Consider the following 26,534-nt stretch of genomic DNA (forward strand, 5'->3'; position numbering starts at 1 on the left):
AATCCTCAACCGCCATTCGAGGGGTATGCGCTGATCAAACTCATCGGGGCACGCACGTATTCCTAAGACCACCGATGTTCAAGACTGAAACAAAAACGCAGCGCTGCGCTGCATCACAAAAAGTGCACGAGTTATGAGGCCCCGCCAGCATTGCGATTGCCCGCATTGGCACAGTCCTCGCTAATAGAAGCACGCAACCCAGACCAGTGCGATCAACCAAAAGCAATTCAAGTACGAAACGGGCGGCTACGGGGCTGATGTCATCCTTCCTCGAGGAACCGGCGCAAGCGGCAATCTTCGAAAACGGTCACATCAGTAAATAAAAATTGAAGCGCAACGCGCGAAAGTTACGAGAGAGAACAATCATGCTGACCCTCCAGTCCGACCTGCACGGCAATCATCTGCTTGGCGCGCTTCCTGCGCACGAATGGCAGGCGCTCACGCCGCATCTCGAACTCGTGCAATTGCGCACCGAGCAACTGCTGTGCGACTCCGGCCAACGGATTCACCACGTCTACTTCCCGACGACCGCGATCATCTCGCTGCTGCACACGATGGAAGACGGCGGTTCGGTCGAGATTGCCGCGGTGGGACGCGAAGGCATGACTGGCGTGCCGGTTCTGACCGGCGGCGAAACGATGCCGACCCGCGTGCAGGTGCAATGCCCGGGCTTCGCGTATCGCATGAGCGCGCAGGCGTTGCGCGAGCAGTTCGGCCGCTCGGACTTCCTGCGCCGCCTGATGCTGCTCTATATGCAGGCGCTGCTCACGCAGGTCGCGCAGACGGCGGCATGCAATCGGCATCACTCGCTGAACAAGCAACTTTGCCGCTGGCTGCTGATCGAAATCGATCGCACGGCGTCGAACGAATTGCAGGTCACGCAGCAACTGATCGCGGACATGCTGGGCGTGCGCCGCGAAGGCGTGACCGAAGCGGCGGGCAAGCTTCACGACGCGGGTCTCATTCATCACAGCCGCGGCTGCATCAAGGTCGTGGATCGCGAGGGTCTGGAAGCACGCGCATGCGAGTGCTACGGGCTCGTCAAGCGGGAGTTCGATCGACTACTTCCGCGTCTTCGTGCAACCGAGGCGATATCGGCCTCAAGTGTCTAACGGCTAGGATTAATGCAAGAAAAAAACCTCGATCTGTTCTCATGGCTGGCGCGTGTTCTGGATGTCTGTCTCATCATCGCGGGCGGATTGATCGCGCATGACGTACGCTTTTCGTCGCTGGATTTCGTCAGCGATATCGAAAGGCTTCTGATCGCGTTCAACTCCGCACTCGCCCTCCTGCTCTTCCCTGCTTTCGGCGTGTATGAAACCTGGCGCGGCAAGCCGTTCGCCATGATGCTGGCGCGCGTCACTTTGGCGTGGATGGCGGTCGTCGCGGGCGCCCTGCTGCTCGCCTTCACGCTACATCGCATGGATACGGTGTCGCGACTCTGGTTCGCGTATTCGACGCTCATTTCCGGCGCGCTCATCATCGCTTCGAAGCTGATCGTGTACTCGGCCTTGCGCCTGATGCGCGGCCGCGGCCTGAATCAGCGCACAGTGGCGATCGTCGGCGCGCAGGGTTTCTCGCGGACCTTGCTCGCGCACCTGTGCAGCACGCCCGAACAGGGCTTTACTCCGGTGTGCATTCTCGATACGACCGGCGACGAGGAACTGCACGCGAGCGGCATCAGCGGCATGCCCACGCCGACGACCGCGATCGGCATGGGCGGCAATCGTTTGCCGGTGCTGAACGATTTCGACGAACTCGTCGAAAAGGTGCGCGCCGAGGAAATCAACGAAGTGTGGCTCGCGCTGCCGCTGTCGCAGGAGCACACGATCTACCGCTTCGTGCATGCGCTGCGGCACGATTTCGTGAATCTGCGGCTGATTCCGGACACGCGCAGCATTTCGCTCTTCAATCATTCGATGACGGATGTCGCCGGGCTCGCGACCATCAACCTGACGACGTCTCCGATCAGCACGCTGCAGATGTGGCCGAAGATGCTCTTCGACCGCCTGTTCGCGGCGGCCGCGCTGCTCGCGCTCTCGCCGCTGATGATCGCGATCGCGATCGCCGTGAAGACGACCTCGAAGGGTCCGGTGTTCTTCACGCAGCATCGCAAGGGCGCGGACGGACGGCCGTTTCGCATCTACAAGTTCCGTTCGATGGGCGTGCATCGCGAGCACGGTCGAGTGACGCAGGCGACGCGCAACGATCCGCGCGTGACGAAGGTCGGCGCGTTCCTGCGGCGCACGAGCCTCGACGAGCTGCCGCAGTTCCTGAACGTGCTGTTCGGGCATATGTCGGTGGTCGGTCCGCGCCCGCACGCGATCGAGCACGACGATCTGTACAAGGATCTCGTCTACGGCTACATGTTCCGCTACCGCATCAAGCCCGGCATTACCGGCTGGGCGCAGGTGAACGGCTATCGCGGCGCGACGGAAAAGGTCGAGAAGATGCAAAGCCGCGTGAAGTTCGACCTCTTCTACATTCACAACTGGTCGTTCTGGTTCGACATCAAGATCGTCGCGATGACGATGTTCAAGGGATTCATCGGACGCAACGCGTATTGATCGGCGTAAAAACGCGAAAGGCCCGGCGATTTTCGGATCGCCGGGCCTTTCGCTTGGTGCGCGCGTGACTTACTTGTAGTCGATGCGCTCGACGCCGTTCTCCGTGCCGAGCAGACAGATATTCGCGCCGCGCGCCGCGAACAGACCGACCGTCACGACGCCCGGCCAGGCGTTGATCTGCGCTTCGAGCGCACGCGGATCGGTGATCGACAGGCCCTTCACGTCGAGGATTTCGTTGCCGTTGTCCGTGATGAACGGCGAGCCGTCCTTCGTCACGCGCACGATCGGCACGCCGCCGAGCGCCGCGAGCTTGCGGCCGATCGCCGTGCGCGCCATCGGCACGACTTCGACGGGCAGCGGGAACGTGCCCATCACCGGGACGCGCTTGCTCGCGTCGGCGATGCACACGAACACGTCCGCCACCGACGCGACGATTTTCTCGCGCGTGAGCGCGCCGCCGCCGCCCTTGATCATCGCGCCGCTCGCGTCGATTTCATCGGCGCCGTCGACGTAAATGGAGAGCGTCTCGATGTCGTTCAGATCGAACACCTTGAAACCGTACGATTCGAGCCGCGCCGTGGTCGCGAGCGAACTCGACACCGCGCCGCGATAACGCGCCTTGGACTTCGCGATGGCGTCGATGAAGCAGTTCGCCGTCGATCCGGTGCCGACGCCGATGATCGCGCCTTCCGGCACGTTCGCGTTCACGTAGTCGGCGGCGGCCTGACCGACCAGTTGCTTGAGTTCGTCTTGAGTCATGGGAGCGGTGCTGCTGTATCGGTGAAAACTGAGATTTTATCGGAGCGCGGGCGACGGCCTCGCGGATCATGCCAACGCGTGCAGGAAGCCGAGCGGATCGTGCGTGCGCGCCACCGACGCGATGAACGCGAACACGACGATCGCCAGCACGCCATAAACGGCGCGCGCGCCCTTCGTGCGGCCGCGCTTGAGCGCGAACGTGCCGAGCACGATATAGACGACGAGCCCCGCGATTTTCGCGCCGAGCCACGCAGCGTTCGCCGAAAAGCCGATGATCGCGACCAGCGCGATGGCGCTCGCGAGCAAAAGCGTATCGACGATATGCGGCAGGATTTTCGTCGCGCGCGCGGCGAGGAGGCGCGAATTCGTCAGCATCCAGATCCAGCGCAGCACGAATCCGGCGATGGAAAGGCCGGCGCAGGTCATGTGGATCGCGCGCAGTGTCGGAAACCAGTCGTTCATTGTGGGAAGTATTTATCGAGCAGGGCCTGGGCGATCGCGTCGCTTTCTGCATCCGCGTTGCCCGCGTGATCCGACGGGCGAAAGTGCATCTGAAACGCGCTGAAGACGCGGCGGGTTTTGGCGTCGAGCACGCCGTCGGTCGCGACTTCGTAGCCGTAGCGCTTCAGCTTTTCCTGCAGCGCGCGCACGTCCGATGGCGCCTTCGGATCGCGGCCCGCGAGATGCGTGGCAACAGCCGCGTCGTCGGGCCATGCGCCCACGCCGGCGTCGTATAGCGCATGCCACGGGAAAAGCGGACCCGGATCGATCTTGCGTTGCGGCGCGATGTCGCTATGGCCGACGACGCGCGTCGGCGGGATGTGGTAGCGCGCGACGATATCGCGGGAGAGCTTGATGAGCGCATCGACTTGCGCGGGCGGATACGGCTGCCATTTTCCATCGCTCAGCGGGCCGATCGGACCCAGATTCACGTTCTCGATGCCGATAGACGACGCGTTCAGCTCCGTCGCGCCCTGCCACGAGCTCACGCCGGCGTGCCAGGCGCGCTTGTCTTCCGGCACCAGTTGATAGACGACCGGCTCGCCTTTCTCGATGCGCGGGGCGTCGGGGACGACGTAGTGCACGCTGACTTCGTCGCCGGTCAGGACGGCGAGCGATCCCGCTTCGTCGATCTCCGTGTAGTGCATCACGAGGAAACGAATGCGGGAATCGGCGTTCTTCGCGTGGTACTGCGTGTCGGCGATGTAGGTGGTGCGGTCTTGCATCGCGGTGCAGGCGGTGAGCAGGCATGCGGAGATTGCTGCGGCAAGACGAATCGCGCGTGTGGTGCTCGTCACGATTGCATTTCTCGAAGCGAATGCACGTGCATCCAGTGGGTGAGAAGCGCGTCGCGGCTCGGCTGGCTTTTCGGATCTTTCGGAAGCCGAAGCCTTTTGCCGGCTAGCGCGGCGTACTCGCTGCCCTTCAGTTCCGGCGAAATCGACACTTCATAGGTCGCAGGGTCAATCGTAATCAGCATGCGGTCGTAAAGCGTGTGCAAGTCCGCACGAAGTAAAAGGCCGTTTCGAACGTCGTTGGTTTCAGTGCCCATGTAGCCGCAGATATGCGCCGCTTCGACCGCGCAGTCCGTGAGCGCGCAACGGCGCTCGTAGGCTTTGAGCAGTCCATTGCGAAACGCGGGTTGGCCTTGCCTTACGACGATGGAAACGAGTGTCTTCTTGCGGGCGTCCTCGATGCACGATGGATCGAATGCGCCGCTCGATTCTGCCCGCGCCCGGGCTTCGCATTCCGCTTGCGCGAACGTACTGCTTACTCGCTGCGAAGCGCCCGGATTCGCTCCCGGGCTCGAAACCTGGAATCCCAAGCTTTCGAGCCTGCGCGCGACCGTCAGCGCGCCGCCACTGAAATCTTTCGCACGCAACGGTCCGACGGCGGAAACTGGTAGCCGCAAGCCGCGCCAGCGACGGCCTTCGAATCGTAGCGTCGCCCATTCAAGACGACAAAATAGTCTCGCGCTTCCCTGAAACCGTATTTATCCAAAAACGCGGATCGGCCGATCCGATCGAATTCTTCCAGCGCGGCATGAACCGCCGAAGGATCACTAAGTCGCTTCAAAGCCATGAATGACGTTGGACCCTGACCCTTACTTCTTCACCGCCCGCTGCCTCACCGCCTCAAACAAACAAACCCCCGACGCCACCGACACATTCAAACTCTCGACCGTCCCCGCCATCGGGATATTCATGATTTCGTCGCACGTCTCGCGGGTCAGGCGACGCATGCCCTCGCCCTCCGCACCGACGACGATCGCCACCGGGCCATCCAGCTTGGTCTCGTAAAGCGATGCCGTCGCCTCGCCCGCCGTGCCGATCACCCAGACGCCCGCCTCCTTGAGTTCGCGCAGCGCGCGCGCCAGATTCGTCACGGTGATATACGGCACGCTCTCCGCCGCGCCGCTCGCCACCTTCGCCGCCGTCGCGTTCAGGCCCGCCGAGCGATCGCGCGGCGCGATCACCGCATGCGCGCCGGCCGCATCCGCGACGCGCAGACACGCGCCGAGATTATGCGGATCGGTGACGCCGTCGAGCACCAGCAGCAAAGGCGTGCCCGAAATGCCATCGAGCAGTTCGGCCAGATTCTGCGCGAGCGGCAGATCGTGCGCGCGCGCCACCACGCCCTGATGCTGGACGTTGCCCGACAGCCCCCAGAGACGCGCTTCATCGGCCGCGATCAGCCGCACGCCCGCTTCCTTCGCGGTCCGCAGAAAGTCCTGCATGCGCCGATCCTTGCGCGTGGGGTCGTACAGCACCTCCTCGATCGACGATGCATCCGCGCGCAAACGTGCGGTCACTGCGTGAAATCCGTATAGAACCTTGAGACGTGACATGACTGATTCGAACCTTCGGTGAAAACTTGAAAAGCACGACGCGGTCCGAAGCACGAAGCATCGGACCGCGCGTATTCGATGGCGGCTGTATTGACGCGCCGCCCTAACGTTTCTTGCGCGCCGGCCGTCCCTGCGATGCCGACTTCGACGCCGCTCCGCGCTTCTTCGCCGCGCCGCCGCGCGGACTCGCCGCAAGCGCCGCGCCCTTCTTCGTGCCGCCGCGCGCACGCGTGCTCGGGGCGTCGTCGTCGCCGAACGGACGGATACGCGGTCCCGCGCCGATGCCGGCAGCCGCTGCATCGCTCGCACCGGTCGACGGACGCGGCGACGGCGGCTTCACCGGCGTATCGCGAACCAGCCGGAAATCGATCTTGCGCGCATCGAGATCGACGCGGCTCACCTGCACGCGCACGCGATCGGACATCCGGTAGCGAATGCCCGTGCGCTCGCCGCGCAGTTCGTTCTTGATCTCGTCGTACTGGAAATAGTCCGAGCCGAGCTCGGTCACATGCACGAGTCCTTCGATGAAGAGCGAATCCAGTTGCACGAAAATGCCGAACGACGTCACGCCGTTCACCATGCCGCCGTATTCCTCGCCGAGCTTGTCGCGCATGAAGTAGCACTTGAGCCACGCTTCGACGTCGCGCGAGGCTTCGTCGGCGCGACGCTCGTTCGACGAGCAATGCAGCCCGAGCTCTTCCCAGATCGCGACGCTGTTGCGAGCGCGGCCACGCGCGGAGTCGTCGGCCTTCTGCAGTTCGCGCGCGGCTTTCGTGAGGCCCGTGCTCAGGAAAACATCGTGGCCGACGTCCGGCAGATACTTCTTGCCCTGCAAGATCGCGTAGATCGCGCGATGCGTGAGCAAGTCGGGATAGCGCCGGATCGGACTCGTGAAGTGCGCGTACGCCTCATAAGCGAGGCCGAAATGGCCGATGTTGTCCGGGCTATAGACGGCCTGCTGCATCGAACGCAGCACCATCGATTGCAGCATCTGCGCGTCGGGCCGGTCGCGAATCTGCGCGATGAGGGCGGCGTAATCGCTCGCGTGCGGCTTGTCGCCGCCGGTGAGCGTCAAGCCGACGCCGCGCAGGAACGCGCGCAGGTTTTCGAGCTTCTCTTCCGTCGGCCCCGCGTGCACGCGATACAAACCGGGATGCTTGTTGCGCTTCAGAAAGTCGGCCGCGCAGACGTTCGCGGCCAGCATGCATTCCTCGATCAGCCGATGCGCGTCGTTGCGATGACGCGGCACGATCTGCTCGATCTTGCCCTGCGAGTTCACGACGATATACGTCTCGGTCGTATCGAAGTCGATGGCGCCGCGCTTCTGGCGCGCGGCATGCAGCGACTTGTAGACGCCGTAGAGGTTCTGCAGCTGCGGCAGGATATCGGCGCGCTTCGCCGCTTCCGGACCCTTCGTGTTGGTGAGCACGGCCGCGACTTCGGTGTATGTCAGGCGCGCCGCCGAGTGCATCACGCCGGGATAAAACTGATACGCCTTGATCTCGCCGCGCGCGGTAATGACCATGTCGCACACGAGCACGCAGCGATCGACATCGGGGTTTAGCGAGCACAGGCCGTTCGACAGCTTCTCCGGCAGCATCGGAATCACGCGGCGCGGGAAATACACCGACGTGCTGCGATCGAGCGCATCGATATCGAGCGCTTCGTTCGGACGCACGTAATGCGATACGTCCGCGATCGCGACCAGCAGACGAAAACCCTGACCACGTCCGACGGCGACCGGCTCGCAATACACGGCGTCGTCGAAATCGCGCGCATCTTCGCCGTCGATGGTGACGAGCGGCACGTCGCGCAGATCGACGCGATGACGGATATCCGCCGCGCGCACTTCGTCGGGCAGCTTGGCGGCGGCGGCGAGCGCGGCGTCGCTGAATTCGTGCGGCACGCCGTACTTGCGCACCGCGATTTCGATTTCCATGCCGGGATCGTCGATATCGCCGATCACTTCGACCACGCGTCCGAGCGGCTGCGAATGGCGGCTCGGGAAATCCGTCAGATCGACGGACACGACCTGCCCGACCTTCGCCTTCTTCGGATTTTGCGTGATGAGGATGTCATGCCCGATGCGCTTGTCTTCGGGCACGAGAATCAGCGCGCCGTTCTCGTTGACGAGGCGCCCGATGACGCGCTTGTTGGCGCGATCCGTGACCTCGACGATGTGCCCTTCCGGCCGTCCGCGCCGGTCATAGCCGACGATGCGCGCGAGCACGCGATCGTTGTGCATGACCTTCTGCATTTCGCCATTGGGGAGGAAGAGATCGTCCTGGCCGTCATCGCGGATCAGAAAGCCGAAGCCGTCGCGATGCCCCTGCACGCGCCCCGCAACAAAATTCGACGGATGCGTGAGTTGATAGTGGCCGCGCTTGTCGAGGCGGATTTGCCCGTCGCGTTCCATGGCCGCCAGTCGCTTGAAAAATCCTTCGCGCTCCTGGCGCTTGATCGACAACGCTTCGGCGATGTCGTTCGCGGCATGCGGTGTCTCGCTCGTGCGCAGCACGCCGAGAATTTCTTCGCGGCTCGGAATCGGATACGGATATTTGCTCAAGGGCGTAGTCGTGTTTTTTCTCGTTGGACGGGACTTTTGCGGTGCTTTGCAACCAATAATGCGGTCATCGTTGCGGGTCATTCTAACACCCGTCTTTTAAGCGCCACGGGCGCGAGACGCCGACGCGGCGCGCTTCGCGGCTCGTTACAGGCATCGCATCGAAACGCTTGACAGATGCGTCAGGCTCGCTATAATTGCGTTCTCTGCTGCTGAACACTCATTCGAACGATCAGTCGAACGATCAGTAAAGCGCAGCAGATTTGAAGTAACACGCACCCTTGCCCAGGTGGCGGAATTGGTAGACGCACTAGGTTCAGGTCCTAGCGGTGGCAACACCGTGGAGGTTCGAGTCCTCTCTTGGGCACCAGATGTTTGAAAAAGCCACCTTCGGGTGGCTTTTTCTTTTTATGCGGAGACCGTGTTTTTGTCGTAGACGAGTCGTATGACTTTTCGATTGACACGGCGCCCGTTCCCGCTAGAATAGCGGGCTTGCTGTACCCCTTGGCCCAGGTGGCGGAATTGGTAGACGCACTAGGTTCAGGTCCTAGCGGTGGCAACACCGTGGAGGTTCGAGTCCTCTCCTGGGCACCAAGGTCCCTCTTTCGCGAGACGCTCGTTCGAGCGCATCGCACGCAAAAACCCCGCGCATCGTCGCGGGGTTTTTTGTTTTCCGCCTTCACTTTCCGTTCGCAATTCCGTCTCCGATTCGGTCCCCGGATGTCGAATTGAAATCGAAACGAATCTGCGTTCGCCGATTCACCTTCGTGCGGACGCGGCGGCGCGCCAGTCCCCGCGGCGCTGGTTTTCTTCAGCCGCAAGTGCAGCAGCATCGATGCCCCGCTCCGCGCGCAAGCCGACGCGACGGACAACTGCGTTTCTCCGCCACCCGGCTCGCGTCCGACGCGCCTCGCTTATCGCGCTTCGTCGCCCCGAAAGGCAAGCATCCGCAGCAGCGAATTCGTGTTCTGCGGGCGCAATGCGACGAGGCCGTGCAGTTCCCTGCGATAGCGATAAGCCGTTGTCACCGACAAGTTGACCTCGCGCGAAACCTCGACGACCGGCGCGCCATCGTGCAGCAATGCCAGCGCCTGGAATTTCCTCTTGAAGTCGACGCGTCCTCGGACGCCGCCGCCCGGCGACGCCTCGACGACCCGAAACTCCTTGCGCAATTTCCTGGGCGCCGAGCAGTCCAGCGATATGGACCGATAGCTATAGCCGTCCGTGCCGTTGCTGAAGAGATAGAGCTTGCTGTCGAAAACGTAGCTCCGATCGATCGGCGCGGTCTCTCTGTACAGCGAGTTTATTTTTAGCTCGACTCGGTAAACACATTTATTTAGGAACACTTACTCTCCTGTTGCCGATTGTTAACGGCAGGTGATTGCTGCCTACAGGAGACGACTGTAGTTTGCGATCGTCGTGCGCGGGTCTGCAAACCCGATCACGGCATTCCTACGCGTCCTGGCTTCGCCTGAGCGGAGTCAGGACCGATACTCGCTCGCACCCCTCGACCAGGGCAATCGCGGTGCGAGTTCTCGATATTTTTAGCTCGTTTCACCGCCATCCCCACCAGATGTTTCCGAATTGGCGCTGCCGACGTTCCCACGAGCTAGACATCTCCGTTTCCCTCGAACGGCAGCGGGGGAATCAGTTGCAATCGGCTACCGCAATCGATGACGCCGACGGCAAAATGCCAGACAACGAGCAATAGATTCATCATCGCTTCGGACAGGCCGAGTTCGCGCCTGATAGCCTGAATCGGCACGTCCCGCTGCAGAAAAACGAAGGCCAGATACGTGGCAAGCAGTGTCGGCTCACCTCGACTATTCCGATACACGCCATCTCCCTTTCGCATGGTCGACTTCCGCACGTAATTGAGCAGTTCCAGATCCAGCGGCACACGCAGATAACTGACCTCTCCACTGCAACGGGCCAGCAAATACAGCACATCCCCCGTAAGCAGCATCCAGTCAGAAACACCGATGTCATCAGGAACGGCGCCCATGCTTAGCCTGACTAAGTGATCTCTCGTCTCCATTTCCAAATATGCTCCTATGGCCACCGTACGCGTGGCAGGTGGTCACACTAGAAGCCCTCCGATGTGACCTGCTGTGGCGCATCCCGCGAAGAACGACCCACAGCCCCTTTGACGCCCCGCGTACTGCGGGGTGTCAAGAATCCAATCGCTTTAATTTTTGTTTAGTAAATCGAACTAATCATTCGATTTTGTCGGTGCTAATGCGAAACAAAAGCATAACGCCCGAATCTCGAATCCTTGAAGTGGACACATCCTAAAGAATGAGACTTCCGAATTAGAGTTCTAATCGGTCGTTATGCTCTTGTTTATTCTGTGGCATGGTGTGTGCTCCGAGTGTTGAAATACCGGAGATTCGTGATGCCTGCCCTGTATGTCATCGCTTTCCTCCTGCTCGCCGGCACGCTCGCCTTCCTGCAGGCGCCGGCGCTCGCATGGCTCACCGGGTTCGCGGTCTGGGTCGCCGCCGGCGCGCTGACCGGTTTGACGGTCCCGCTCGGCGCGACGCTGCTCGCGATCGTCTTCGTGCTTCCGGCGCTCGCGCTCACGCTGACACCGCTGCGTCGCGCGCTCGTCAGCCGCCGTGTAATCGCCGTGTTTCGCAAGATCCTGCCGGAGATGTCGTCGACGGAGCGTGACGCCATCGAAGCCGGCACGGTCTGGTGGGACGCCGAGCTTTTCTCGGGCCGCCCGCGATGGGACCGCCTGCTCGCACACGGCATGCCGAAGCTCACGCAGGAAGAGCAAAGCTTCATCGACAACGAATGCGCGCGTCTGTGCGACCTGTCGAACGACTGGGATACGACCGCCATCTGGCAAGACTTGTCGCCAGAAGCGTGGGCTTACCTCAAGGAACAGGGCTTTCTGGGCATGATCATTCCGAAGCGCTATGGCGGAAAGGCTTTCTCCGCGTACGCGCACTCGCAGGTCATCATGAAGCTCGCGACGCATTCGTCGGCGGCGGCCGTATCGGTGATGGTGCCCAATTCGCTCGGTCCCGCCGAGCTGCTTCTGCACTACGGCACCGAGGAACAAAAAGATCACTATCTGCCGCGGCTCGCGCGCGGCGATGAAATTCCGTGCTTCGCGCTGACCAGCCCATACGCCGGATCGGATGCCGCGGCGATCCCGGATATCGGCATCGTGTGTCGCGGCGTGCATGAGGGCCGCGAGACGCTCGGATTTCGCGTCACGTGGGAAAAGCGCTACATCACGCTCGGTCCTATCGCGACCGTGCTCGGCCTCGCCTTTCGCGCGCTCGATCCCGATCACCTGCTCGGCGACGACGACGCGCCCGGCATCACCTGCGCGCTCATTCCGACGAACCATCCCGGCGTGAACATCGGACGGCGGCACTGGCCGCTCAACGCCGTGTTCCAGAACGGCCCGAACTGGGGTAAGGACGTGTTCGTCCCGATGGACTGGGTCATCGGCGGACGCGCGCAAGTGGGTAACGGCTGGCGCATGCTGATGGAATGCCTCGCCGCCGGCCGCGCGATCTCGCTGCCTTCGTCGAACGTCGGCATGGCGAAGCTCGCGGTGCGCGGCACCGGCGCGTATGCCGCCGCGCGCCGTCAGTTCCGCACGCCGATCGGCCGCTTCGAAGGCATACAGGAAGCGCTCGGGCGCATGGGCGGCAATCTCTATGTGATGGACGCGGCGCGGCGTCTTTCCGCGCAGGCCGTCGATCTCGGCGAGAAGCCGTCCGTCATCTCGGCGATCGCGAAGTATCACATCACCGAACGCGCGCGCAAGGTCATCAACGACGGCATGGATGTCGTCGCGGGCAAGGGCATCTGCATGGGACCGTCGAATTTTTTGGCGCGGGCGTATCAGCAGATGCCGATCTCGATCACCGTCGAAGGCGCGAATATCCTGACGCGCTGTCTCATCATCTTCGGACAGGGCGCGATCCGGTGTCACCCCTACGTGCTGAAGGAGATGGCCGCAACGCGCGACAACGATCTGCGCGCGTTCGACGCCGCGTTCTTCGGACACGCGGCGTTTCTGGCATCGAACGCGATGCGCGCCTTCGTGTACGCATGCGGCGGCGGCGTGTTCGTCGCGAAGCCCGCGCGCGCCGATGCGCGGCTCGTGCCGTACTATCGCGCGGCCACGCGTCTGTCGAGCGCGTTCGCGTTGTTCGCCGATGTGTCGATGCTCACGCTCGGCGGCGAGCTGAAACGCCGCGAACGTCTTTCGGCGCGTCTCGGCGACATCCTCTCGCAGTTGTATCTGCTCTCCGCGACGCTCAAGCGTTTCGAGGACGATGGCCGCCCTGAAAGCGATCTGCCGCTCGTGCGCTGGGGCGCCGAAGACGCGCTTTATCAGGCGCGCGCCGCGTTCGAAGGCTTGCTCGCGAACTATCCGAACCGCGCGGCGGCGGCGTTTCTGCGCATCGTCGCGTTCCCGTTCGGCTTGCCGCACGCCCCTAGCGTCGATGCGCTCGGCAACGACGTCGCGATGCTGATGCAAGCACCCGGCGACGCGCGCGAGCGCCTCGTCGCAGGCTCGCACGTTTCGGCGCTCGAAGACGATCCGATCGCGCGCGGCGAAAAGCTGCTCGCGCTCACGCCTGCCGTCGCGGCGCTAGAGGCGCGTCTGCGCGACGCCGTCAAGGCGGGCGCCGCCGCCCCGCTGCCGCAAAGCCCGCACGACATCGAAGCCTGGTCGCAGACGGCGGCGGCGCGCGGTCTCATCGACGAAAACGAACGCGCGCTGCTCGCCGAATGGGCCGCTCATGCGAAGGAAGCGGTGAAAGTCGATGATTTTTCCGCAGACTTCGGTATCCTCGAAGCATTGCAAAAGCGCAGCGCGGCGCTCGAGCGGCACTTGCCCGAAGCCATTGCCTGAAGCATTCAGGACCAAAGGCACCGCCCCGCGCGCCCGACGACCGATCGACAATCGATGAAAGACCGCTATCTCGACTTCGTCAATTCGCCCTTCGGCACGAGCATTGCACGCTCGCTCGGCCTTCCGCGTCCCGAGGTTTTGCGCCGCCATCGCGCGGATCAGGCCGAATTCGGCGGCATGGCCGCCATCGGCGCGGGGCCGTCGCCCGCGCTCTTCGACGATCTGATGGCCGTGCTGTCGGCGATCGGCATGACGGGCATCGCGCACGAAAGCGCGTCCGGCTGGCTGCCGGTCGCCGCGCGGCACGGCGCGATGAGCGGCCGCTTCGAGCCGCGCTCGCGCGACGCTTCCGCGACCGACCGCGTCGAGGCGCTGATTTTCGATGCGACCGGCATCGGCGAAAGCGCGCAACTCCATTCGCTCTACGCGTTCTTCCACGATGCGCTGCGTTCGCTCGCGAAGAACGGGCGCATCGTCGTGCTCGGGCGTCCGCCCGCCACGCGCTCGAGCGTCCGCGCCGCGACCGCGCAGCATGCGCTCGAAGGCATGGTCCGCTCGCTCGGCAAGGAAGCGCGCAACGGCATTACGTCGAATCTGCTGCGCGCAGCCGATGGCGCGGATGTCGAGTCGGCGCTGCGCTTTTTCCTTTCGCCACGCTCGGCGTATGTCTCGGGCCAAGTCGTGACCATCGATGCGCCCGCCGACGCGCCGCCAAGCTGGGCCAAGCCGCTCGCCGGCAAACGCGCGCTCGTGACGGGCGCGGCGCGCGGCATCGGCGCGTCGATCGCGGCGGTGCTGGCCGAGCACGGCGCGATCGTCACCGGGCTCGATATCGACGCCGCCCGCGATGCGCTCGATCAGACCATGCTCGCGATCGAAGACGCGTCGCCGTCATCGGGCGCGCACGCGGCGCTCGTCGCGGATATCGCCGCGCCCGAAACGCCCGCCGAAATCGCGGCGGCGCTGGCTGCATCGGGCGGCATCGATATCGTCGTGCATAACGCGGGCATCACGCGCGACAAGACCATCGCGCGCATGACCGCCGACATGTGGGACAGCGTCATCGACATCAATCTGCTCGCGCAGGAACGCATCGACGACGTGCTGCTCGCGCAGAACGTGTTGCGCGCGGGCGGGCGCATCGTCGCGGTGTCGTCGATCAGCGGCATCGCGGGCAATCGCGGGCAGACCAATTACGCGACGTCGAAAGCCGGCGTGATCGGCCGCGTGCACGCGATGGCGCCGTTGCTGCGCGAGCGCGGCATCACGATCAACGCGGTCGCGCCGGGCTTCATCGAAACGCATATGACCGCGCGTATGCCCTTCGGCGTGCGCGAGGCCGGCAGACGCCTCAATTCGATGGGACAAGGCGGCTTGCCCGTCGATGTCGCCGAGACCGTCGCGTGGCTCGCGAGTCCGGGCAGCGCGGGCATCACGGGCAACGTGGTGCGCGTGTGCGGCCAGAGCCTGATCGGCGCGTGAGGAGACAGAACGCGATGCACGCACCGACCATGCCGCGCGCCCGCACCGTCGTCGTCGAAACGCTGCCGCCGCCCGCGAAGCTCTACGGCCGCGCGCTGCCCGCGCTTTTCCGGCGCGCGCGTGCGCCGGAGCTGCCCGCGTTGCGGCTCGTGCGCCCGAATGTGAGGATCGACGCCGAACAGGTCGGCCGATACGCGCGCGTGTGCGGCTTCATTCCCGAGCACGGCGTGCCGCTCACGTTTCCGCACGTTCTCGCTTTTCCCTTGCATCTGATGATGCTCACCGATCCGTCGTTTCCGTGGTCCGCGCTCGGCGTCGTGCATCTGTCGAACAGCGTGCGGCTGCGGCGTCCGCTCGCGGCCGGTCAGGCGTTGCGCATCGAAGTGGAATGCGGGCCGCTCGTGCCGCATCACAAGGGCCAGGCGTTCACGCTGCATACGCGCATCTATCGGCGCGGCGAGGCGGTGTGGGACGGCGACAGCGTGTATCTGAAGCGCGGCGCGCGCAGCGAGCGCGCGGCGCCATCGATCGAGATCGCCGATGCCGCCGACGTACGCGTGCCGCTGCTCGCGCGCGAAGCGCGCTGGCAGCTTCCGCCGCAACTCGGACGCGACTACGCGAAGGCGTCGGGCGACTTCAATCCGATCCATCTGCACATGCTGAGCGCGAAAGCGTTCGGTTTTCCACGCGCCATCGCGCATGGCATGTGGACGCTCGCGCGCACGCTCGCCGCGTTGCATCCGGTCAAGGCGCTGGCTTCCGGTTACGCGCACGGCGATTTCAAGACGCCGCTATACATTCCCGGCGATGCGACGCTGTGGACCGCCGCGCCCTCGCCCGTCGCGCGCGATTTCGAAGTGCGCGATCTCGCCGGCGACCGGCCGCATCTGCGTGGCCATTTCGAATGGGAGCTGCCATGAGCGAAGCGCGTCGTGTCGCGGTAATCGGCAGCAATCGCATTCCGTTCGCGCGCTCGAACACGGCGTACGCGAGCGCGTCGAATCAGGACATGCTGAGCTTCACGCTGCAAGGACTCGTCGATCGCTTCGACCTGCACGGCATGCGCCTCGGCGAAGTGGCGGCGGGCGCGGTCGTCAAGCATTCGCGCGATTTCAATCTGACGCGCGAAGCCGCATTGTCGACGACGCTCGCGAAGGAAACGCCCGCCTACGACGTGCAGCAAGCCTGCGGCACCGGCCTTGAAACGGCGATTCTGGTCGCGAACAAGATCGCGCTCGGACAGATCGACGTGGGCATCGCGGGCGGCGTCGATACGGCGTCGGACGCGCCCATCGCGGTGAACGAGCGCATGCGCAGAATCCTGCTCGAAGCGAATCGCTCGCGCTCGGCGGGACAGCGCGTGGGCGCGCTCGCTAAACTGCGGCCCGGCATGTTCTTCAGGCCGCTCCTGCCGCGCAATGCGGAACCGCGCACGGGCCTTTCGATGGGCGAGCACTGCGAACTGATGGCCAAGCGCTGGAAGATTTCGCGCGAGGCGCAGGATGCGCTCGCGCAGGAGAGTCATCGCAAGCTCGCGGCGGCGTACGGGCGCGGCTTTTTCAACGATCTGATGACGCCGTACAAAGGCCTCGCGCGCGACAACACGCTGCGGCCCGACGTATCGCTCGATCAGTTGTCGGCGCTCAAGCCCGTCTTCGATCGCGACGCGGGCACGCTCACCGCGGGCAACTCGACGCCGCTCACCGACGGCGCATCGGCGGTGCTGCTCGCGTCCGAGCAATGGGCCGCCGAGCGTGGCTTGCCGGTGCAGGCGTTCTTGACGTTTTCCGCGACCGCCGCCGTCGATTTCTTCGACAAGCGCGAAGGCCTCCTGATGGCGCCCGTCTACGCGGTCCCGCCGATGCTCGCGCGCGCCGGAATCGCATTGCAGGACTTCGATTTCTACGAGATCCACGAAGCATTCGCGGCGCAGGTGCTGTGCACGCTCGCCGCGTGGGAAGACGACGAATACTGCCGCACCGCGCTCGGACTCGACGCGCCGCCCGGTTCGATCGACCGCGCGCGTCTGAACGTGAACGGCAGCTCGCTCGCGACGGGGCATCCGTTCGCGGCGACGGGCGGGCGCATTATCGGCACGCTGGCGAAGATGCTCGCGAACGCGCCCGCGCGCAGCGACGGCAAGCCGTTGCGCGGACTGATCTCGATCTGCGCGGCGGGCGGACAAGGCGTCGTCGCGATACTGGAGCGGTAGCCGGAAATATCGGCCAAAAAAATACAAGCCGACGGAGACACCACATGAGCCCGGGACAGGCAGCGCCGCGCGGGACTTCCGAGCCGCACGCGACAGACGGCATCTGGTATGCGTCGTATCCGCCGGATGTCGCGCATGAGATCGATCCTTCGCGCTATCGCTCGCTCGCGCATTTCTTCGACGAATGCGTCGCGCGTTTTGCCGGTCATGTCGCGTTCGTGAGCCTCGGCTCGGAACTGAAGTTCGCGACGCTCGGCGAGAAGGCGCATGCGTTCGCGGCGTATCTGCAGGGCATCGGCGTGAAGCCCGGCGATCGCGTCGCGCTGATGATGCCGAACACGCTCGTCTATCCGGTGACGCTCTTCGGCACGCTGCTCGCGGGCGCGATCGTCGTCAACGTGAATCCGCTCTATACGGTGCGCGAGCTCGGCCTTCAGTTGAAGGACAGCGGCGCGCAGACGATCGTCGTATTCGAGAATTTCGCCAAGACCGTGCAGGACGCGCGGCCGGGATCGCGCGTAAGGAACATCGTCGTGACCGGGCTCGGCGATCTGCTCGGCAGCGGTCTCAACGTGAAAGGCCGCGCGATCGATCTGATCCTGCGCTATGTGAAAAAGCAGGTGCCCGCCTACGCGCTGCCCGATGCCGTGCGCCTGCCGCAAGCGCTCGCGCTCGGCGCGCGGCGCAAGTTCGAGCCGGTGCGCGTCGGTCACGGCGATATCGCGTTCATTCAGTACACCGGCGGCACCACAGGCATCGCCAAGGGCGCGATGCTCACGCATCGCAACGTGATCGCCAATCTGATGCAGGCGCTTGCATGGGCGGGCGCGCGGCTCGTCGAGGGCGAAGAGACCGTCGTCACGCCGTTGCCGCTGTATCACATCTATTCGCTCACGGTGAATGCGCTCGCGTTTCTTGCGATCGGCGCGCGCAACGTGCTGATCGTCAATCCGCGCGATATCGGCAGTCTCGTGCGCGCGCTGCGTCACGAGAATTTCACGGCGATCACCGCGCTCAACACGCTTTACAGCGCGCTGATGGACAACGAAGCCTTCCTTCAGCGCGACTTCTCGTCGCTCAAGCTCGCGATGGCGGGCGGCATGGCGACCCAGCGGGTGATCGCCGAGCGCTTCAGGGCGCTGACGGGCAAAACGCTCGTCGAAGGTTACGGCCTGACCGAGTGTTCGCCGCTCGTCGCCGCGACGCCGCTCGATACGCACGGCGACAGCGCTTTCGATGGAACCATCGGCGTGCCGGTGCCGTCCACGCTCGTGCGCCTGCGCCGCGAAGATGGCGCGTGGGCGAACGTCGGCGAACCGGGCGAGCTTTGCGTCCAGGGTCCGCAAGTGATGAAGGGCTACTGGAACCGTCCGGAAGACACGGCGAAAGCCATCGACGCGAACGGCTGGCTCGCGACCGGGGACATCGGCGTGATGGATGCGCGCGGCATCATCCGGCTCATCGACCGCAAGAAGGACATGATGATCGTGTCGGGCTTCAACGTGTATCCGAACGAAATCGAGGACGTGCTCGCGGCGCATCCGAAAGTGCGCGCGGTCGCGGCCGTCGGCGTGCCCGATCCGGTGACGGGCGAGCGCGTGAAGGCATTCGTCGTGCGTCGCGACGACACGCTCACGGTGGAAGAACTGCTGAAGTTCGCGCGTTTACACCTGACCGGCTACAAGGTGCCTGCTTATGTCGAGTTCCGCGACGCGCTGCCGCTCACGCCGATCGGCAAGGTGCTCAGGCGCGAACTGCGCGACGCCGGATCCACATCGCAGGGCTAGCCCTCACGGAGATACCCATGCCGCGCTCGGCTTCCGGCTTCCGGTTCGCTTGTGCGAGCCTGTTGTGTCTCGCGCTCGCGTCTTTCGCGGCACGCGCCGATCCATCCGATGACGTTGGGCGCATCGGCGATCTCGGCGTCGAGCAGCAGGTGCAATGGCTGTCGCGATCGGCGGGAAGCGGCGCGCTCGCCAGTCTCGACGATGCGCAACTCGTCGCCCTCTTCCGCTCGCTCGACGCGCGCACGCTGCCGCGCTATCTGCAAGACGGCTTACGCGATTTCGATTCGTGCGAGTTCACGATGCGCCGCCGCGAGCGCATCAAAGGCAAATGGCCGAAGCGCGCGGATCACATGCTCGTGCGCGTCACGCGCGAGCCGCTGCGCATCTATGCGAAATGGCTGCCGGATGGCGGGCACGCGGGGCAGGAAGTCATCTACGACGATTCGAAGCGTCCCGATCAGCTTTACGGTCATCTCGGCGGCTTTCTGGGCGTCGTGCCGATGTGGGCATCGGTGAACGGCGCGCTCGCCCGCGCGCAGTCGAATCATTCGATCCGCGAGCTCGGCATCGACGCGATCACGCAACGCTTCATCGACGAAGGGCGCAAGTTCGCCGAAGCGGGCATCACGAAACCAACGAACATCGAAGTGAAGAACGTCGACGGACTGCGCGTGATCGCGCTCACCTACGAAACGGTCGAAGGCCAACCCACCTTCTATGCGAAAAAGGAAGTGCTCGGACTCGACCTCGAACGGCCGGTTTTCCGTACGCTGGAGTCCTACGACAACGACGGCGAGATTTTCGAAAGCGTCGTGTTCGAGCGCATCGAGACGAAACCCTTCGACGACCTGACGTTCGACCCGAAAAATCCCGACTATCGCTTCTGATTTCCTTCTGATTTGAAGCGCGCGCTGACTTCGTGACATCCCGTGTAACAACTCGTCGCACCGGGCGGCGCGCGTTTTAAGTTTCGCCTAAGAGTCGGCCGATAACCTGCCCGCACTCCATCGACATCAAGGTCCGCGCGAAGCGTCAAGCCGAAAGCGCCGCACATCGTCATGCAAACCTGAGGACATCGTTCATGAACCTCCGCCGTCCGGCTTCCGCACCCGTGCGAGCCATCAAAAAGCTTCTGAGCCATCACGAAATCGCCACGCTGCTCCTGCTGATGCACGCGCCGATCGATGTGATGGCCGCCACGCCCGATGTCGCCTCGCTGCAGGAATACGGCTATGTCGAGATCGTGTCGCCGGACGCCGGCACCCCGAAAGTGCGCCTGACCGAAGACGGCAACGCCGTGCTGCGCGGACTCGGCGTCAAGTAAGGCTTCATTTCGATACGGGCCGCGGACGCCCGGGAACGCGAACTCTGTAATAATCGGTCGATACTTTTTCATCACCGACCAAGGAGTGATTCGCGATGTCCGCCCTCTCACCCATCGTGCAGCGTGTGCTCATCACCAACGACGACGGCATCGACGCGCCCGGCCTCGCCGTGCTCGAAGCGGTCGCCGCCGAACTCGCGCACGAAGTTTGGGTCATCGCGCCCGAGCACGATCAGAGCGGCACTTCGCATTCCATCAGCCTGCATTCGCCGCTGCGCATCTCGCGTCAGGGCGAACGGCGCTTCGGCGTACAGGGCACGCCAGGCGACTGCGTCGTGATGGGCGTGCGCCACATCATGAAAGACGCGCCGCCCACACTTGTCCTGTCCGGCATCAACCGCGGGGCGAATCTCGGCGTCGAAACGATGTTCTCCGGCACCGTCGGCGCGGCGATGACGGGCCTCTTGCTCGGCTTGCCGTCGATCGCGCTCAGTCAGGCTTTCACGGACCGCGAGAACGTGCGCTGGGACACGGCGCGCGCGCTGGCGCCGGGCGTGATCCGCCAATTGCTCTCGATTTCCCACGACGCGCCGACGTGCCTGAACGTCAACTTCCCCGATTGCGACGCGTCTGCCGCGGGTCCGCTCACCGTGACGCGGCAAGGCATCGGGCTCGTGGAAGGCATCGACGTGTTGCCGCTCGTCGATCCGCGCGGCATCGACTATCACTGGCTGCGCTTTCAGCGTGGCCCGCGCCCGAATTCGCCCGATAGCGAAACGGCGGTGGTGGCGGCAGGCAGCGTGTCGGTCACGCCGCTCCATTTCGATCGCACCGACGAGCGCACGTTCGCCACGCTCGAAGCGGGTCTTGAACGCGCCGTCTGAGTTTTCGGTCCGCGCGCGTCTAGAACGATTCTTCTCAGACGGGAACGGTCGCTTTCTCGTATGCTCGGCCGTTCACGACAAGGAGACGACATGACCCGTTTCATCGGCTCGCGCGGTGCACGCGTGACGCTCGGCGCGCTGTGCGCCACTTTCGCCGCGAGCGTTTTCGCGCAGGCGACGCCCGTCGGCACCTGGCAGACCATCGACGATCAGACCGGCAAAGCGAAAGCGATCATCCAGATCGCCGACGACGGCAACGGGCAGTTGTCGGGCAAGGTCGTGCGTGGCATCGGCGAATTCGATCATCCGGAACGGCGCTGCACGGCCTGCACGGACGAACGCAAGGATCAGTTGATCAAGGGCATGACGATCATCACCGGCATGCGCCAGGACGGCGACGAGTGGGAAGGCGGCCAGATTCTCGACCCGGACAGCGGCAAGCTCTACAAGTGCAAGATGAAACTCGAAGACGGTGGCAAGAAGCTCGTCGTGCGCGGGTATATCGGCGTTTCGCTGCTGGGGCGCTCGCAAACCTGGGTGCGCCAGCAATAGCTTTATATAAAGACAAAGCCGGTCGAAGACGTCGATCTTCGACCGGCTTTGCTCATCTCGCGAGCACGCTTCGAGCAATCATGCGGCGTGACGATGTTGCGCCTCTTCCGCTTGTGCTTCGGCGGGCAGGTTCGGCTCTTCCGGCTTGAATTCCCCCGGCACACGCATGCGCGATGTCATCAACGCATAGAGCGATTCGCCGGCCGGCCCGAACAACTGCGTCATGACGCGCAGCAGGACGCCCGATTCGTGCCACGCCTTGAAGCGCCGATGGCACGTCTGATACGACGGATATTTGCGCGGCAGCGTGGACCATGACGCCCCGCTGTACATGACCCAGAGCACACCGTTGAGCGCGGCGCGGGTATTGGCGAGCGGCCGGCCCCGCAACTCCGAACGCGGACGCAGTTCGGGAAGCAGCGGTGCAACCATCTGCCATTCTTCGTCGGACATGTCGCGATAGGGCTTCACGGTAGTTTCTCCAATTTACTGACTGATAACCGGTATCGACGATACCGAGTACCCGAAAGCCAGCAAATCGGAGTGGTCCGAATCTTGAAATTGCTCGCAAAACCTTATGCCGATTGGCCTACCGCAGATTTTTGATACTCGTATTAGGTCAGCGAAATATCGGTGACGCGGCGCGGCGCCTCCAGATATTCCTTCGACTGCATCTCGACGATACGCGACACCGTGCGCGTGAACTCGTTGGCCATCGGCCCTTCGACGTACAGTTCTTCCGCGGGCACGGCCGCCGACATCAGCAGCTTGACCTTGTGGTCGTAGAACACGTCGATGAGCCAGGTGAAGCGGCGCGCTTCCGATGCCATGCGCGGCGTCATTTGCGGCACGTCCGACAAGATGACCGCGTGAAAGCGGTTCGCCAGTTCGAGATAGTCGTTCTGCGAGCGCGGGCCGCCGCATAGCGTCGCAAAGTCGAACCAAACGACACCGTCGGCTTTGCGCAATGCCTTGATCTCGCGCTTCTCGATGTGCAGGATCGGGCTTTCGTCGGGCACGGCCGCGAGTTTCGCGAAATCCGCACGCAACGCCTCGCTCGCCGACGCACCAAGCGGCGTGTGATACGCCTTCACCGTCGAGAGCGTTTGCCTGCGGTAATCGGTGCCGGCATCGACGTTGAGCACGTCGAGATGCTCTTTGATGAGCTCGATCGCGGGCAGAAGACGATCGCGATGCAGCCCTTCCGGATACAGCGTGTCGGGCTGGTAATTGGACGTCATCACGAACTGCACGCCGGCCTTGAAAAGACGGTCGAGCAGGCGATACAGGATCATCGCGTCGGCGATATCGGAGACGTGAAACTCGTCGAAACAGATCAGCCGATAACGCTTCGCGATGCGTTTGGCGAGTTCGTCCAGCGGATCCGACTGCCCTTTCAGCTCCTCCAGTTCGCGATGCACCTCGCGCATGAATTCGTGAAAATGCAGACGCGTCTTGCGCTGCACCGGCACGACCGCATAGAAGCTGTCCATCAGGAAGCTCTTGCCGCGCCCGACGCCGCCCCACATGTAGACGCCGCGCGGCAACTCGGGACGCACGAGAAACTTCTTGAGCGCGTTCGAGCGGCGCGCCTTGTACGCGACCCACTCTTCATAGCACTGTTGAAGACGCGCGACCGCCGCGAGCTGCGCCTCGTCCGATTGATAACCCCGCGTGCGCAGTTCGTTTTCGTAGTATTCGGTGACGTTCATCTTCGGCCGTTCGATGTGACAAAGGCGAGCGGATCAACCCGCTCGCCTTTGTTGTGCTGCCTTACTGCCAAGGCAAACGGTATTACATGTTCAACGCGCGCTTGTCGACGGCGAGCGCCGCTTCGCGCATCACTTCAGACAGCGACGGATGCGGATGGCAGATGCGGCCGATATCTTCCGACGCCGCCTTGAACTCCATCGCCACGACCGCTTCCGCGATCAGATCCGACGCGTCCGCAGCAATGACGTGCACGCCGAGGATTTCGTCGGTCTTCGCGTCCGCGATCATCTTGACGAAGCCTTCGGCACGGCCGATGCCGAGCGCGCGGCCGTTAGCCATCATCGGGAACTGGCCGGTCTTGATCTCGCGGCCTTCGGCCTTGAGCTGCTGCTCGGTCTTGCCGACCCACGCGATTTCCGGTTCCGTGTAGATGACCCACGGCACGCAGTTGTAATCGATGTGCGGCTTCTGACCGTCGATGATCTCCGCCACCGCCACGCCTTCGTCTTCCGCCTTGTGCGCGAGCATCGGGCCGCGCACCACGTCGCCGATCGCGTACACGCCCGGCACGCTCGTCGCGCAATGATCATCCACGTCGATGAAACCGCGCTCGTTCGCCTTCAGGCCGATGCTTTCCAGACCGAGGTTATCGGTGTTCGGCACGCGGCCGATCGACACGATCAAACGATCCGCTTCCAGCGTCTGCGCGTTGCCTGCGTTGTCCGTGTAAGCGATCGAAACGCCGTTGGCGCTCGTCTTCACTTCGCCGATCTTCACGCCGAGGTGAATGTCGAGACCCTGCTTCTTGAACTGCTTCGCGGCTTCCTTCGCGAGCGACTCGTCCGCCGCGCCGAGGAATTGCGGCAGCGCTTCGAGCACGGTCACTTCCGCGCCGAGACGACGCCACACCGAGCCGAGCTCCAGACCGATCACGCCCGCGCCGATCACGGCGAGCTTCTTCGGCACGGAATCGAACGACAGCGCGCCTTCGTTGTCGGCGATCAGCTTGTTGTCGACCGGAATGTTCGGCAGATGGCGCGCCTTCGAACCCGTCGCGATGATCACGTTCTTCGCCGTGACGACTTCGGTCTCGCCTTCGCCCGACACTTCGATCTGCACGCCGGCCGCGTTCTTCCCGGTGAACTTGCCATGACCCTTGAGCCACGTGATCTTGTTCTTGCGGAACAGGAACTCGATGCCCTTCGTCATCTTTTCGACGATGCCGTCTTTGCGCGCGAGCATCTTCGACACATCGAGCTTCACGTCCGACACGCTGATGCCGTGATCGGCCAGATGCTTCGACGCATTCTCGAATTCTTCCGACGACGCCAGCAGCGCCTTCGACGGAATGCAGCCTACATTCAGGCACGTGCCGCCGAGCTTCAATGCGCCTGCCGGGTTCTTCCACTTCTCGATACACGCAACCGACTTGCCGAGCTGCGCTGCGCGAATCGCCGCGATATAGCCGCCAGGGCCCGCGCCGATCACGACGACATCAAATTCTTTGGACATGACTTTCCTTGGTGTGTCTCCGCTTTTGCGGAGCAGCCTCTTGCGATGCGCGCGAGCCTATCGCGCGCATCGAGGCAACTAAGCTTGTATTACAGGTCCAGCAGCAGACGAGCCGGATCTTCCAGCGCGTCCTTCATCGCGACCAGCGACAGCACGGCTTCGCGGCCGTCGATGATGCGGTGGTCGTACGACAGCGCGAGGTAGTTCATCGGACGGATCACGATCTGGCCGTTTTCGACGACCGCGCGTTCCTTCGTCGCGTGCACGCCGAGAATCGCGGATTGCGGCGGGTTGATGATCGGCGTCGAGAGCATCGAGCCGAACACGCCGCCGTTCGAGATCGAGAACGTGCCGCCGGTCATTTCTTCGATCGACAGCTTGCCGTCCTTCGCCTTCTGGCCGAATTCGGCGATCTTCTTCTCGATGTCGGCGAGGCTCATCTGATCCGCATTGCGCAGGATCGGCACGACGAGACCGCGCGGCGAACCGACCGCGATACCGATGTCGAAGTAGCCGTGATAGACGATGTCGTTACCGTCGATCGATGCGTTCACGAGCGGGAACTTCTTCAGCGCGTGGACGGCGGCCTTCACGAAGAACGACATGAAGCCGAGCTTCACGCCGTGTTCCTTCTCGAAGCGGTCCTTGTACTTGTTGCGCAGATCCATGACCGGCGCCATGTTGACTTCGTTGAACGTCGTCAGGATGGCGTTGGTTTGCTGCGATTCGAGCAGACGTTCGGCGATACGCGCACGCAGACGCGACATCGGCACGCGCTGTTCCGGGCGGTCCTTCAGCCACTGATCGGCCGATGCCGGTGCGCTGACTTGCGGCAGCGACGGCTTCGCGGCGCGCGCGGCGGCCGGAGCCGGTGCGGCGGCGGGCTTGGCCGGTGCGGCAGCCGGTGCGCCGGCTTGAGCGGCGAGCGCGTCGCCCTTCGTGATGCGGCCGTCGCGGCCCGAGCCCGACACCTGATCCGCCGACACGCCCTTCTCGGCCAAGATCTTCGTCGCGGCCGGCGATGCGGCGCCGCCCGCCGATGCTTGCGCAGCAGCCGGAGCCGACGTGGCAGCGGCGGTTTCCGCGACCGGCGCGGGCTTCACTTCGGCGTCGCCGGCAGCGGCGACGGCGGCAGGCGCTTCGCCCGCTTTCGCTTCGGTGTCGATCTTGGCGATGAGTTCGTCGGCGGTGACGATATCGCCGTCGTGCTTGATGACTTGCGCCAGCACGCCGGCCGACGGAGCCGGCACTTCGAGCACGACCTTGTCGGTCTCGATTTCGATGAGGATTTCGTCCTGGGCGACAGCCTCACCCGGCTTCTTCTTCCACTGCAGCATGGTCGCTTCCGAGACCGACTCGGAAAGCTGGGGAACCTTGACTTCTACGATAGCCATTTCTGTATTTTCCTGATGCGTGTCTGTGTGTACGAGCAGCGAAACCGGG

The 26,534-nt window shown here is 63.6% G+C and carries 24 protein-coding genes and 2 tRNA genes; 13 read left to right on the top strand and 13 right to left on the bottom strand.

Annotated features, from left to right (window positions below; genetic code table 11):
• The first annotated feature begins 365 nt into the window (after positions 1-365).
• On the top strand, positions 366-1,112 hold the full coding sequence (locus QCE58_RS09445) for a Crp/Fnr family transcriptional regulator (protein WP_008349275.1): 747 nt from the start codon (positions 366-368) through the stop codon (positions 1,110-1,112).
• A gap of 33 nt (positions 1,113-1,145) precedes the next feature.
• Entirely contained in the window at positions 1,146-2,567 is a 1,422-nt protein-coding gene (locus tag QCE58_RS09450; protein WP_033536392.1) for an undecaprenyl-phosphate glucose phosphotransferase, read from the top strand.
• Between the two features lie 69 nt (positions 2,568-2,636).
• On the opposite strand, the gene rpiA is transcribed toward QCE58_RS09450, so the two are convergent.
• From rpiA to rnr, 7 genes are all read right to left on the bottom strand, one after another.
• Positions 2,637-3,326 (bottom strand): ribose-5-phosphate isomerase RpiA, encoded by a 690-nt coding sequence (rpiA, locus tag QCE58_RS09455; protein WP_250439846.1) that lies wholly within the window; start codon positions 3,324-3,326, stop codon positions 2,637-2,639.
• 66 nt (positions 3,327-3,392) lie between these two features.
• Positions 3,393-3,788, bottom strand: coding sequence for a SirB2 family protein (locus tag QCE58_RS09460; protein ID WP_008349269.1), 396 nt, complete (start codon positions 3,786-3,788; stop codon positions 3,393-3,395).
• Positions 3,785-4,552 (bottom strand): N-acetylmuramoyl-L-alanine amidase, encoded by a 768-nt coding sequence (locus QCE58_RS09465; RefSeq protein WP_250434873.1) that lies wholly within the window; start codon positions 4,550-4,552, stop codon positions 3,785-3,787. Before QCE58_RS09465 ends, QCE58_RS09460 begins: the two co-directional genes overlap by 4 nt.
• A 68-nt stretch (positions 4,553-4,620) precedes the next feature.
• Positions 4,621-5,238, bottom strand: a complete 618-nt coding sequence (locus QCE58_RS09470) for an HNH endonuclease (protein ID WP_309779469.1) — start codon at positions 5,236-5,238, stop codon at positions 4,621-4,623.
• Complete coding sequence (locus tag QCE58_RS09475; protein ID WP_309779759.1) at positions 5,175-5,408, bottom strand: hypothetical protein; 234 nt, start codon at positions 5,406-5,408, stop codon at positions 5,175-5,177. The genes QCE58_RS09470 and QCE58_RS09475 overlap by 64 nt, the downstream gene beginning before the upstream one ends.
• Before the next feature lie 22 nt (positions 5,409-5,430).
• A complete protein-coding gene (gene rlmB, locus QCE58_RS09480; RefSeq protein ID WP_008349264.1) occupies positions 5,431-6,174 on the bottom strand; it encodes a 23S rRNA (guanosine(2251)-2'-O)-methyltransferase RlmB in 744 nt (247 codons plus the stop codon).
• 103 nt (positions 6,175-6,277) lie between these two features.
• The gene (gene rnr / locus QCE58_RS09485) at positions 6,278-8,740 is read right to left on the bottom strand and encodes a ribonuclease R (protein WP_250457740.1); all 2,463 of its coding nucleotides are present in this window, start codon (positions 8,738-8,740) and stop codon (positions 6,278-6,280) included.
• A 280-nt stretch (positions 8,741-9,020) separates the two neighbouring features.
• Between rnr and QCE58_RS09490 the strand changes: the two genes are divergently transcribed.
• Positions 9,021-9,107, top strand: a tRNA-Leu gene (locus QCE58_RS09490).
• A 137-nt stretch (positions 9,108-9,244) separates the two neighbouring features.
• Positions 9,245-9,331 (top strand) — tRNA-Leu (locus QCE58_RS09495).
• Between the two features lie 320 nt (positions 9,332-9,651).
• Here the strand turns inward: QCE58_RS09495 and QCE58_RS09500 are convergent.
• Together QCE58_RS09500 and QCE58_RS09505 are read right to left on the bottom strand one after the other, a co-directional pair.
• Positions 9,652-10,083 carry a helix-turn-helix domain-containing protein gene (locus tag QCE58_RS09500; protein ID WP_144403701.1) on the bottom strand — a complete coding sequence of 144 codons (432 nt, stop codon included), beginning with the start codon at positions 10,081-10,083 and terminating at the stop codon, positions 9,652-9,654.
• A 263-nt stretch (positions 10,084-10,346) separates the two neighbouring features.
• Complete coding sequence (locus QCE58_RS09505) at positions 10,347-10,742, bottom strand: hypothetical protein (RefSeq protein WP_250521167.1); 396 nt, start codon at positions 10,740-10,742, stop codon at positions 10,347-10,349.
• A 390-nt stretch (positions 10,743-11,132) separates the two neighbouring features.
• On the opposite strand from QCE58_RS09505, the gene QCE58_RS09510 reads away from it, so the two are divergent.
• From QCE58_RS09510 to QCE58_RS09550, 9 genes are all read left to right on the top strand, one after another.
• Positions 11,133-13,625, top strand: coding sequence for an acyl-CoA dehydrogenase (locus QCE58_RS09510; RefSeq protein ID WP_250521168.1), 2,493 nt, complete (start codon positions 11,133-11,135; stop codon positions 13,623-13,625).
• A gap of 54 nt (positions 13,626-13,679) precedes the next feature.
• The gene (locus QCE58_RS09515) at positions 13,680-15,107 is read left to right on the top strand and encodes a 3-oxoacyl-ACP reductase (protein WP_034473190.1); all 1,428 of its coding nucleotides are present in this window, start codon (positions 13,680-13,682) and stop codon (positions 15,105-15,107) included.
• Positions 15,108-15,121: 14 nt separating this feature from the next.
• Complete coding sequence (locus QCE58_RS09520) at positions 15,122-16,027, top strand: MaoC/PaaZ C-terminal domain-containing protein (protein WP_034473192.1); 906 nt, start codon at positions 15,122-15,124, stop codon at positions 16,025-16,027.
• Positions 16,024-17,319 (top strand): acetyl-CoA C-acetyltransferase, encoded by a 1,296-nt coding sequence (locus QCE58_RS09525; protein ID WP_239295298.1) that lies wholly within the window; start codon positions 16,024-16,026, stop codon positions 17,317-17,319. The genes QCE58_RS09520 and QCE58_RS09525 overlap by 4 nt, the downstream gene beginning before the upstream one ends.
• Positions 17,320-17,363: 44 nt before the next feature.
• A complete protein-coding gene (locus QCE58_RS09530) occupies positions 17,364-19,106 on the top strand; it encodes an AMP-binding protein (protein WP_250521169.1) in 1,743 nt (580 codons plus the stop codon).
• Positions 19,107-19,123: 17 nt separating this feature from the next.
• Positions 19,124-19,993, top strand: coding sequence for a DUF1571 domain-containing protein (locus tag QCE58_RS09535; RefSeq protein ID WP_250521170.1), 870 nt, complete (start codon positions 19,124-19,126; stop codon positions 19,991-19,993).
• Positions 19,994-20,187: 194 nt separating this feature from the next.
• Positions 20,188-20,430, top strand: coding sequence for a hypothetical protein (locus tag QCE58_RS09540; RefSeq protein ID WP_008349248.1), 243 nt, complete (start codon positions 20,188-20,190; stop codon positions 20,428-20,430).
• Positions 20,431-20,525: 95 nt separating this feature from the next.
• The gene (gene surE / locus QCE58_RS09545) at positions 20,526-21,314 is read left to right on the top strand and encodes a 5'/3'-nucleotidase SurE (RefSeq protein ID WP_250480554.1); all 789 of its coding nucleotides are present in this window, start codon (positions 20,526-20,528) and stop codon (positions 21,312-21,314) included.
• 90 nt (positions 21,315-21,404) lie between these two features.
• Positions 21,405-21,866 carry a DUF2147 domain-containing protein gene (locus QCE58_RS09550; protein ID WP_034473199.1) on the top strand — a complete coding sequence of 154 codons (462 nt, stop codon included), beginning with the start codon at positions 21,405-21,407 and terminating at the stop codon, positions 21,864-21,866.
• A 78-nt stretch (positions 21,867-21,944) separates the two neighbouring features.
• Here the strand turns inward: QCE58_RS09550 and QCE58_RS09555 are convergent, their stop codons facing one another.
• The 4 genes from QCE58_RS09555 to odhB form a co-directional block, all read right to left on the bottom strand.
• Entirely contained in the window at positions 21,945-22,337 is a 393-nt protein-coding gene (locus QCE58_RS09555) for a transposase (RefSeq protein ID WP_309779474.1), read from the bottom strand.
• Between the two features lie 143 nt (positions 22,338-22,480).
• On the bottom strand, positions 22,481-23,578 hold the full coding sequence (gene zapE / locus QCE58_RS09560) for a cell division protein ZapE (RefSeq protein ID WP_034473201.1): 1,098 nt from the start codon (positions 23,576-23,578) through the stop codon (positions 22,481-22,483).
• Between the two features lie 82 nt (positions 23,579-23,660).
• Positions 23,661-25,091 (bottom strand): dihydrolipoyl dehydrogenase, encoded by a 1,431-nt coding sequence (gene lpdA / locus QCE58_RS09565; protein ID WP_008349243.1) that lies wholly within the window; start codon positions 25,089-25,091, stop codon positions 23,661-23,663.
• Between the two features lie 89 nt (positions 25,092-25,180).
• Positions 25,181-26,485, bottom strand: coding sequence for a 2-oxoglutarate dehydrogenase complex dihydrolipoyllysine-residue succinyltransferase (gene odhB, locus QCE58_RS09570; RefSeq protein WP_008349242.1), 1,305 nt, complete (start codon positions 26,483-26,485; stop codon positions 25,181-25,183).
• Between the last annotated feature and the right edge of the window lie 49 nt (positions 26,486-26,534).

Origin of the sequence: Caballeronia sp. LZ028, assembly GCF_031451415.1 — a bacterium.
Lineage (GTDB): Bacteria > Pseudomonadota > Gammaproteobacteria > Burkholderiales > Burkholderiaceae > Caballeronia > Caballeronia zhejiangensis.